Raw genomic sequence first — 10,570 nt, forward strand, 5'->3', positions numbered from 1 at the left:
GCACGGTGATGTCGCTGAAACCGAGGTCGCGCATCTCCCGTAGCAGCTCCCGGGAGCGGAAGGCTGCGCAGAGCACGGGCAGCGACCGGGGAAGCATGCGCAGCAGCGTCCGGTCGAAGTGGTCGGTGTGAGTGTGCGAGACGTACAACGCGTCGTAGGAGCCGGCGGCGACCGGATCCAGCAGGTGTCCGTTGTCGGGAAACGGAAACCAGGACTCGAGGAAAGCCGGGTGAAACCACGGGTCGATGAGCAGCCGGAATTCGTCGTGTCGCACGACGAAACCGGCGTGGCCGATGTAGTCGATGGACCTTTTTTGTGCAGCCGCCGTTGGCATGTCGGTTTCCGCCCCCCTGTCGCGCCTATTGGCGCGGGCCTCGGTCAACGTGCGCTGTCGACTATAGCGAGGGTGGGTTTGCCGCCTGGCGCAGGAACCGGGCCGGGTTACCCACCCACACCTCGGCTTCGGGAACGTCGGTGAGTACGACCGCGCCCATGCCGAGCGTCGACCATGCGCCGACCGTGAGGTTCTCCCGGACAAGCGCGCCCTGGCCGAGGTAGGCGCCGGCCCCGACGTGCACCCGTCCGGCCAGCGAGACCGATCCGCAGATCGTCGCGAAATCGGCGACGACATCGTCGTGGGTGAGCACCGTGTTCGGCATCACCGAAACGTGATTACCAACGGTGACGGATGTGGTCAGGGTCACTCCAGCGAGAAGGACGGAACCGTGACCGAGCGTGCATGAAGGTGGTAGGTGCACGCTCGGGTGGACGACCGTGGCGAAGCGGTCCGGGCCGATGCCGCCGGCGGCCAGGCGGGCGGCGAGTTTGGCCCGTATCGCGCCGGAACCGGGGCACAGGATCACGGCCACATCCGGCATTCCGCCGACCACGTCCGTGCCGCCGATGACGGGCAGGCCGTCAACCTCGGTGCCGTGGCGGGCCGGATTGTCGTCCGTGAAGCCGATCAGCCGATATCGCCCGGCGGCGAGAACGGCCTGCGCCGTCTCGCGGGCGAACCCACCGGCGCCGACCAGCAACAGGGGCTGCAGTGCTTGGGCCGTCATCGGACTGTTATAGCTTATAGCTGTCTGCACACATTGTGCGGCGACGGGTCTACCCGGCTGAGGGCGGATCCGCCGGTCCGCCCTGCGTCCGGTACTCTGAAGGACCGCGTCGTGGCGCCGCCGCTTCCCTTGTTCCATGCGGCGCCGATGTCCACTGAAGATCGTAGGAGGATGAGTACCGCCATGTCCGAGGTCCGCATTGTCGCGGAGCCCCGCACCGAGTTCGGCAAGGGCGGGGCTCGTCGTACCCGCAAGGCCGGCAAGGTCCCGGCCGTCCTGTACGGCCACGGTCAGCCGCCCCGTCACATCTCGTTGCAGGCTCACGATCTTTTTCACGCGTTCAAGACCGATGCCGGTACGAACGTGCTGCTCCGGCTGGAGCTGTCCGACGGGACCCAGCTTGCCCTCCCCAAGGACGTCCAGCGCCATCCGATCAAGGGCAGTTTCGAGCATGTCGACCTGGTCATCATCCGTCGGGGTGAGCGGGTCACGGTCGAGGTTCCGGTGACGCTCGTCGGAAACGCCGAAAGCGACACCCTCGTCGACCAGCAGTTGACAGTTGTCTCGTTGCAGGCGGACGCGACTGACATCCCCGGGTCGATCGAGGTCGACATCACCGGTCTCAAGGCAGGTGCGAACGTCAGCGCCGGTCAGCTCGTCCTCCCGGAGGGTTCGGTGCTGGAGACCGACGCCGAGCAGGTCGTGGTCCAGGGGCTGGCGAGGTTGACCGCAGCCCAGGTGGATGCCGATCTCGCCGGGGGCGAAACGGCCGGTGGGGCCGCGGCCGCCGCGGGCGAGCAGGCGCAGGCCGGCTCCTCGGCCTGATGACGTTTCCGGCCGGGTGACGCCGCGATGAGTCCGCCGGAAGCCGACGTCGTGGCCACCGGGCCGTGGCTGGTCATCGGACTGGGCAATCCCGGCCCGGCGTATGCCGGCAACCGGCACAACGTCGGATTCATGGTCCTCGACCTGCTGGCCGAGCGGGTCGGGGACCGTTTCCGAACTCATCGGGGACGGGCGGACGTCGCCGACGTTCGGCTCGCCGGGGTGCACGCCCTACTCGCCAAGCCCCGCTCCTTCATGAACACCTCGGGTGGACCCGTAGCCGCTCTGCGTACTTTTTTCAAAGTCGACGTCGGGCAAATCGTAGTCATCCATGACGAGCTGGACATCCCTTTCGGGACGATCCGGCTCAAGCTCGGGGGCGGCGACAACGGGCACAACGGCCTGCGTTCGGTCACCACATCGCTCGGGTCGCGTGACTATCTGCGGGTCCGGGTCGGCATTGGACGCCCACCCGGGCGGATGGACCCGGCCGACTTCGTCCTGCGGGACTTTTCCACCCCTGAACGCAAGGAACTTCCGTTCCTGCTGGACCAGGCGGCCGATGCCGTGGACTCGCTGCTCGGCAGGGGCCTTGAGGCCACCCAGAACACGTTCCACACCTCGACCGCCAGACCTCATCCTTAGCTTTTCTCCAGGGCCCCTCCCTTCTCTCGCCCCGCGAGCCATCCATCTGGATGCCCCGCCCTCGGTCCCTCCCGGCCGTATCCGGTCGGATGGCGATCCTGTCTGTGAACGGCTACGCGGCTCTGGGCGTCAGCCGATGGCGGGCCGGTTTCCGACAGTGGACTGGGAGCGGGCTACGCGACCCTGGGCGTCAGACTCCGCCCGGTTGTCAGCCGACCGCAAGATCGCACCGAAGCATGTAATGATCGCTTTCTGGTCCTGGAAACCTGTTGCCGGCTCAGCTTGACCGCCGTTGTTCTCGGCGCAAGGTCATTTCTCAGCGCAAGGCCACTTTCAATTGCCCTGACAGCCCTGACACGCCTCGGTCAATCTTCAGGGCGCGACAGAGGTGGCCTTTTGCATGTAGGGCATCACTCGTTGTAATAATTTCCCGTAGTTTGCCGCAATCTGTTGTCACCGGGTTCGGTCCGGTCGTCTAATCTGACAGGATGGCACTTCCATCAGGTACGGCTGGATGTGTCACGCGGGCAACACGGAATGCGGGGGACGTCACCGTGTGGTCCGGGCTTGTATTTCCGTGCTCCGTTGCCTTCGGGGGGAAGGTTTAGCCGGTCGGCCTGTCATCTGGGGTCGTCGCGTGGGCGGCGGTCCGGATTTCTGGGGGGATGATTGTGGACCCGTATCGCCGGGTTTCCAGCGGGCGGAATTTGTTTCCGTGCGTTGGGAGTTTCTTTGAATCCGAGTCGGACCGTTTATTTTTTGGCCATCCGGTGGGTGAACCGGTCCGTGACGGTGGGCGGGGGCTGTCATGAGCGGGTCCGGTGGCGGTCGGCGCCGGCTGCGGCTGCGGGTCACCCGCAGCCGCGCGCTGGTCACAGGTGTGGCGGTGGCCGTGGCGGTGGCGGTCGTGGCTGTGCCGCGGCTGGAATCGGATGTGCATGCGACGCCGACCGCGAGCACGGTGACGGAGGCCGATGCCGGTGCGACGACGGCCTCTCCAACGTTGTTGTCCGGTGTGACGAAGCTGTTGTCCGGTGTGACGAACAACATCGGGCAGGCCGCGGCCGCCGTGATCGACCAGTCGACCGTGCCGCTGTCGGCGGCGTCGTGTGATCCGGCGGTATCGGGGAAGATTGTCTGTGAGAATCTGCAGCCGGGTAGTCCGCAGTCGGAGTGGGATCTGGATAATGCCGATGCGGGTGATCCGACGTTGCAGGGTTTCGCGACGGATATCAGTGTGAACGTGAGTGGAACGGTCTCCTTCAAGATTAACAGCACCGCTTCCGCGTATCGGCTTGATATTTACCGGCTTGGTTACTATGGCGGTGACGGTGCGCGGAAGATAGCGACGGTGAATCCGTCGGTGGCGTTTCCGCAGGTGCAGCCGGAGTGTCTGAACGATGCGGTTACCGGTCTGATCGACTGTGGGAACTGGGCGGTGTCGGCGTCGTGGACGGTGCCGTCGACAGCGCTGTCGGGTCTGTATGTCGTGAAGCTGGTGCGTACGGATGGTCAGGGTGCGAGCCACGTGCCGTTCGTGGTGCGGGATGACGCGAGTCATTCTGACATGTTGCTGCAGACGTCGGATTCGACGTGGACAGCGTACAACGCCTACGGCGGTAACAGTCTGTATAAGGGGAGCCCGGTGGGGCGGGCGTACAAGGTGAGTTACAACCGGCCGTATCTGTCGCGGGTGAGCGAGACGGACGGTCATAACTGGATCTTCGCCGCGGAGTATCCGATGATCCGGTTCCTGGAGGCGAACGGGTATGATCTGACGTACACGACGGATGTTGATTCGGCGCGGCGCGGTACTCTGATCAAAAATCATAAGGCGTTTATCTCGTCGGGGCATGACGAATACTGGTCCGGTGAACAGCGGGCGAATGTGCAGGCCGCACGGGACGCCGGGGTGAATCTGGCGTTTTTCGGCGCGAACTCGGTCTATTGGAAGACGCGCTGGGAGCCCAGCATCGACGGTTCGGCGACGAACTGGCGGACGATCGTCTGTTACAAGGAGACGAAGAATTCCAGTCCGCAGGATCCGCAGTATCCGGGGGAGTGGACGGGTACCTGGCGGGATCCGCGGTACAGCCCCCCGAGCAATGGTGGGCGTCCGGAGAACGAGTTGCAGGGCACGTTGTACATGGTGGACCCGCCGACGGATTTCGCGATGAAGATTCCGGCGGCGTTTTCGAAGCTGCGGTTCTGGCGGAACACCTCGGTGGCGAGTGCGACATCCGGCTCGACTGTCACGCTCGCGAACGCCACCCTGGGGTATGAGTTCGACACCGATGCGGACAATGGGTTCCGGCCGGCGGGGGCGTTCGACCTGACCGCGCAGACCGAGACCGTCCAGCACAAGCTGTTGGATTACGGTAGTCAGGTCGGCCCGGGTCAGGTGACCCACAACATGACTCTCTACCGGGCGGCGAGCGGTGCGCTGGTGTTCGGTGCCGGCACCGTCCAGTGGGCCTATGGGCTGGATGCTGTGCATGACGGTCCGTTGACCACGGCGAGCCCGGCGATGCAGCAGGCCACGGTGAACCTGTTCGCGGACATGGGCGTGCGGCCGAAGAGCCTGATCAGCGGTCTGGCCGCGGCTTCGGCGAGTATGGACACCCAGGCGCCGAGCGCCGTGGTGACCTCGACGGCACACGGGGTCGTCGGGCAGTCGTACACCGTGAGGGGTACGGCGACGGATGCCGGTGGTGGTGTGGTCGCGGGGGTGGAGGTGTCGACGGATGGGGGGTCGAGCTGGCATCCGGCGCAGCTCGCCGCAGCCGCATCCAATGTGAGCTGGTCGTACACGTTCATCCCGAACGCGCCGGGCACCTTCGCGCTCAAGGTCCGTGCCACCGATGACAGTGCCAGGTTGAGCAGCCCGGTCACGGCCTCGCTGATCGTCGACGCCCGAACCTGCCCGTGCACGATCTTCGGTAACGCGCTGCCGACCAACCCGGCCGACGCGGACGCGAGCGCGATCGAGGTCGGTGTCCGTTTCCGGACGACGATCGGCGGGGCGATCACCGGGATCCGTTTCTACAAGGGTTCGGGTAACACGGGTACCCACACCGGTACGTTGTGGTCGAACACGGGGACGCAGCTGGCCACGGGGACTTTTAGTAACGAAACTGCGACCGGGTGGCAGACGTTGACCTTTGCCCAGCCGGCGGCGGTGCAGGCGAACACCACCTATGTGGCGAGCTACTACGCGCCCAGCGGCCACTATGCCGGTGACGGAGGTTATTTCACCGGGAAGTCGGCCTACACCGCTCCGTTGCTCGCGTTGCCGGACGGGATGGACGGTGCCAATGGCGTCTTCCGCGCCGGCTCGGCCGGTTTCCCGACGAGCACGTTCAACGGCACGAACTACTGGGTGGACGTGGTGTTCACCGGCGACACATCCACCGACACATCACCACCCCAGATCGCATCGGTGTCCCCGCTGGCAGGTAGTTCCTCCGTGCCGCTGAATACCTCGCTCAAGGCTGTGTTCGGTAAGCCGTTCAACCCGTCGTCGGTGACCTTCACGCTCAAGACGAGCGGCGGTACCTCGGTGGCGGGGACGGTGTCGGTCAACTCGGCGGCGCTGAGCGCGACGTTCACCCCGAACGCGGCCCTGGCGGCCGGCACGACGTTCACGGCGGGGGTCACTGCTGCCGACTACCAGGGGCACGCCATCAACCCCGCGTACACATGGACGTTCACCACCGGCGCCGTCCAGCCGGCACCGGGTACATGCCCGTGCACCATCTGGAGTGACCAGCAGCAGCCCGGCAACGTGACCGTCAACGATGCGTCCGCGCTCGAGCTCGGTGTGAAGTTCCGGGCGAGCCAGAATGGTTGGATCACCGGGATCCGCTTCTTCAAGGGGCCGAAGAACACCGGTACCCACATCGGCACGTTGTGGTCCACCACCGGTACCCAGCTGGCCACGGCCACCTTCACCAATGAGACGACGACGGGTTGGCAGCAGGTCACGCTCGACCCTCCCGTGCAGGTCACCGCGGGTACCACTTACGTAGCCAGCTACCACACCTCCATCGGTTACTATTCGGCGACAGCAGGTTACTTCGCCTCCGGTGGGACGTCGTACGGACCACTCACCGCGCTCGGTAACGGCGTGGACGGGCCGAACGGTGTGTTCGCCTACGGAGCCGGCAGCGTATTCCCGAACCAGAGCTACAACTCGAACAACTACTGGGTGGACGTGGCGTTCTCCCTCACCCAGCCCGCGCCGACACCACCTCGTGTGACAGGGGTCAGCCCGGCGAACACCAGCACGGGCGTCGCGCTCGGAGTGCGACCGACGATTACCTTCGACCGGTCGCTGGATCCGGCCAGCATCACCTTCACCCTCAAGGCCGGTACGACGAACATCAGTGGCTCGGCTGCGTATGACGACGCGACCCGTAGGATCACCTTCACGCCGTCCGCTCCATTGCAGTTCACCACCACCTACACCGCCTCGGTGAACGCGGCCGGAGTAAACGGCGTGGCACTCGCGTCGCCGTACACGTGGACCTTCACGACCGGGACACCCGCCACCTGTCCATGCACGTTGTGGCCCACGTCGACCGTGCCTGCGAATCCGTCCAGCAATGACACCTACGCCTATGAACTCGGCGTCGGATTCCGTAGCGACGTCACCTCCTGGGTTACCGGGGTGACCTTCTACAAGGGCGTTAACAACACGGGTACCCACATCGGGTCGTTGTGGTCGGCGTCCGGTCAGCTGCTGGCGACCGGCACGTTCACCAACGAGACGGCAACCGGCTGGCAGACGCTGACCTTCAGCACGCCGGTGCAGATCAGTGCGAACACCACCTATGTGGCGAGTTACTACGCCCCGAACGGTGGCTACGCGTCAACCCCCGCCTACTTCGCGACCGATGACTGGAACGCGACACCGCTGCACGCCCCTGCCTCCGGCGTGGACGGGATGAACGGGGTCTTCCGCAACGGCTCCGCAGGATTCCCGACAACCAGCTACAACAACACCAACTACTGGGTCAGCCCGGTTGTCGCCACGCAGGAGCCGGTGGCGACCTGCCCGTGCACGCTCTTCAACACCCAGGTTCCCGCGAATCCGTCGAGTACGGACACCGGTGCCATCGAGTTGGGGGTCCGTTTCAGCTCGGACGCCAACGGCACCATCACCGGCGTACGGTTCTACAAGGGCGCGAACAACACGGGTACCCACACCGGGTCGTTGTGGTCGGCGTCCGGTCAGCTGCTGGCGACCGGCACGTTCACCAACGAAACCGCGACCGGTTGGCAGACGCTGATGTTCGCCACTCCGGTGTCGATCACTGCCGCGACGGAGTACGTGGCCAGCTACCACACCGCTGTCGGCGGGTACGCGAATACCGGTGGCTTCTTCAACAGCCAGTACCGGGCCGCTCCCTTGACCGGCCTCGCCGGTGGCAACGGTCTCTACCTTTACGGCGCAGGTGGATTCCCGGTGAATAGTTACGACAACACCAACTACTGGGTGGACGTAATCTTCCAGAAGGCCGGATGATTATGACCATGAGTTACTAAATACCCGGAAGTTACCAAACATCCGGAATTGTCTGTCGGTCGGCGCCGAAGTCCGATCTCCGGCGCCGACCTGTCTTGTGCCCACGTCCACGTCCGTCGGGTCGAGCCGACGTGGGGGTGCCTGTCATGTCAGACCCTGTTGGCATAATTGGCGCAGTCCATCGCGACTGATGATCGCGACTGGTGATCGCATACTGGGGGGTAGCGAATCATGTCGGAAGCAATGGGTGCCGCCGTCGTGGGGGCGGGTTACTGGGGCCCAAATCTCGTACGTAATATCCAGAACTCACCGCGGATGCGGCTTCGGTGGGTCTGCGATCTCGATGTCGAGCGAGCCCGTCGGGTCGTCGGTCCGTACAGCACCGTGCGGACGACCTCCTCACTCGACGACCTGCTGGAAGACCCCGACGTCGTCGCGGTGGCCGTGGCGACTCCGGCGGCGACCCACGCGGATGTCGCCATGCGGGCTCTCGACGCCGGCAAGCACATCCTGGTGGAAAAGCCTCTTGCCTCGTCGTCGGCGGAAGCGGTCAAGCTGGTGGATGCCGCGGAGGAACGCGGACTGGTCCTCATGTGCGACCACACCTACTGCTACACGCCGGCCGTGATGAAGATCCGCGAGTTGGCGCACGCCGGCGAGCTCGGCGACATCCACTACGTCGACTCGGTACGTATCAACCTGGGTCTGGTCCAGCGCGACGTCGACGTGCTGTGGGATCTCGCCCCGCATGACCTGTCGATTCTCGACTTCATCCTGCCCTCGGGCGTGGTTCCGGAGGCGGTTTCGGCGCAGGGCGCCGATCCGATCGGCGCGGGCCGGGCCTGCGTCGCCTATTTGACGCTGTCGCTCACCGGTGGCGCGATCGCCCATGTCCACGTCAACTGGCTGTCCCCTACCAAGATCCGGACTACGATCGTCGGGGGTTCCCGGCGGACGCTGGTATGGGACGACCTCAACCCCACACAGCGGTTGGCCATCCACGACCGGGGTGTGGACCTCAGTTCCGCCGACAGCCTGGGTGACCAGGCCCGGCGCGAGATGATGATCTCCTATCGCAGCGGTGACATGGTCGCCCCGGCACTTGTCGAACGCGAGGCGTTGGCCTCGGTGATGAGTGAGTGGGCGGACGCGATCAGTGAGGGCCGTCCAGCCCGCACGGACGGCCGTGCCGGGCTGCGTGTACTGGACGTGTTGGAAGCCGCGTCCCGAAGCCTCGAATACCACGGCGCGACGGTCCCGCTGCGTGTCGATCGCTGACGCGGTCCGCCCAGCCGGTGCCGCGGCACCCGGTCATGCGCTCATCCTGACGACGGAGGGAAGTACCCGAAGTGGACAGCACCCAGGCGGCAGCGGTGCCGCTGGCAGGGTCCCGATGCCTGGTGACAGGCGGAGCCGGCACGATCGGTTCGTCGATCTGTGACCGTCTGGTCGCTGCCGGGGCGGCGGAGATCGTTGTTGTTGACAACCTGGTCCGTGGCAGAAGGGCCAACCTGGAGCATGCCCTGGCGTCCGGCCGGGTGCGCCTGGTGGAGGGTGACATCCGGGATCGGGCTCTGCTCGCCGAGCTCACGACCGGTATCGATGTCGTGTTCCACCTGGCCGCGATCCGGATCACCCAGTGCGTGGAGGAGCCGCGGCTGGCGTTGGAGGTCCTTGTCGACGGCACCTACAACGTGGTCGAGGCCGCGCTGGCCGCCGGCGTCGGCAAGGTCGTGGCGTCGTCATCGGCATCCGTATACGGGGCGGCCATGGACTTCCCGACCCGCGAGGACCATCATCCATACGGCAACGACACCTTTTACGGCGCCGCGAAGTTGTTCAACGAGGGCCTGCTGCGCAGTTTCCAGGCCATGCACGGCCTCAACTATGTCGCACTGCGTTACTTCAATGTCTATGGGCCGCGGATGGACATCCACGGTGTGTACACCGAGGTCCTGGTTCGCTGGATGGAGCGGATCGCCGCGGGCAGGCCACCGCTGATCCTCGGTGACGGAAGCCAGACCATGGACTTCGTCTTCACCGATGACATCGCGCGGGCGAACCTGCTCGCCGCCGAAGCCGACGTCACCGACGAGGTCTTCAACGTCGCTTCCGGGACGGAGACGTCCCTGCGCGACCTGGCCGAATCCCTCCAGGCGGTCATGGGCCGCACCGACCTCGGGCTGGAGTTCGGCCCGGCCCGGGCTGCGAGCCCGGTACCCCGGCGCCTCGCGGACACCGCGGCGGCAGCGGCACGGTTGGGCTTCAAGGCCGAGGTCGGTCTCACCGAGGGGTTGGGCCGGCTGCTCCAGTGGTGGCAGGCCGAGCAGCGCCCGGTCCGGGACGGTCAGAGCGGCGGCGAATCCGGGGTCTCCTCATGACGATCCCGGTCATGAGGCCCTGGCTCGGCCAGGAGGAGGCCGACGCGGTCACGGAGGCCCTGGCAAGCGGCTGGATCGCGCAGGGCCCGCGGGTCGCCGCTTTCGAACGGGCGTTCGCCGAGCATGTC

At 65.6% G+C, this 10,570-nt stretch carries 8 protein-coding genes; 6 read left to right on the forward strand and 2 right to left on the reverse strand.

Features of this window, described 5'->3' with window-relative positions; all coding sequences use genetic code 11:
- Together DD1DGNOD_RS26480 and DD1DGNOD_RS04070 are read right to left on the reverse strand one after the other, a co-directional pair.
- The coding region (locus tag DD1DGNOD_RS26480) for an MBL fold metallo-hydrolase (RefSeq protein ID WP_165036395.1) at positions 1 to 334 on the reverse strand (334 nt) is incomplete at its 3' end.
- 61 nt (positions 335 to 395) lie between these two features.
- On the reverse strand, positions 396 to 1,064 hold the full coding sequence (locus tag DD1DGNOD_RS04070) for an acetyltransferase (RefSeq protein WP_131769477.1): 669 nt from the start codon (positions 1,062 to 1,064) through the stop codon (positions 396 to 398).
- A 183-nt stretch (positions 1,065 to 1,247) separates the two neighbouring features.
- On the opposite strand from DD1DGNOD_RS04070, the gene DD1DGNOD_RS04075 reads away from it, so the two are divergent.
- The 6 genes from DD1DGNOD_RS04075 to DD1DGNOD_RS30685 all read left to right on the forward strand — a co-directional run.
- Positions 1,248 to 1,889, forward strand: coding sequence for a 50S ribosomal protein L25/general stress protein Ctc (locus tag DD1DGNOD_RS04075; RefSeq protein ID WP_131769478.1), 642 nt, complete (start codon positions 1,248 to 1,250; stop codon positions 1,887 to 1,889).
- Between the two features lie 27 nt (positions 1,890 to 1,916).
- Positions 1,917 to 2,534: an aminoacyl-tRNA hydrolase gene (gene pth, locus DD1DGNOD_RS04080; RefSeq protein WP_131765291.1), complete on the forward strand. Its 618-nt coding sequence runs from the start codon at positions 1,917 to 1,919 to the stop codon at positions 2,532 to 2,534.
- Positions 2,535 to 3,342: 808 nt separating this feature from the next.
- Positions 3,343 to 8,061: a DUF4082 domain-containing protein gene (locus DD1DGNOD_RS04085; protein ID WP_131769479.1), complete on the forward strand. Its 4,719-nt coding sequence runs from the start codon at positions 3,343 to 3,345 to the stop codon at positions 8,059 to 8,061.
- 231 nt (positions 8,062 to 8,292) lie between these two features.
- On the forward strand, positions 8,293 to 9,339 hold the full coding sequence (locus DD1DGNOD_RS04090; RefSeq protein ID WP_131765293.1) for a Gfo/Idh/MocA family protein: 1,047 nt from the start codon (positions 8,293 to 8,295) through the stop codon (positions 9,337 to 9,339).
- A 101-nt stretch (positions 9,340 to 9,440) separates the two neighbouring features.
- Positions 9,441 to 10,442 carry an SDR family NAD(P)-dependent oxidoreductase gene (locus tag DD1DGNOD_RS04095; protein WP_131765384.1) on the forward strand — a complete coding sequence of 334 codons (1,002 nt, stop codon included), beginning with the start codon at positions 9,441 to 9,443 and terminating at the stop codon, positions 10,440 to 10,442.
- 11 nt (positions 10,443 to 10,453) lie between these two features.
- Positions 10,454 to 10,570: DegT/DnrJ/EryC1/StrS family aminotransferase (locus DD1DGNOD_RS30685; RefSeq protein ID WP_131769501.1), on the forward strand; the 117-nt coding region annotated here is incomplete at its 3' end.

Origin of the sequence: Candidatus Protofrankia californiensis (assembly GCF_900634765.1) — a bacterium.
GTDB lineage: Bacteria > Actinomycetota > Actinomycetes > Frankiales > Frankiaceae > Protofrankia > Protofrankia californiensis.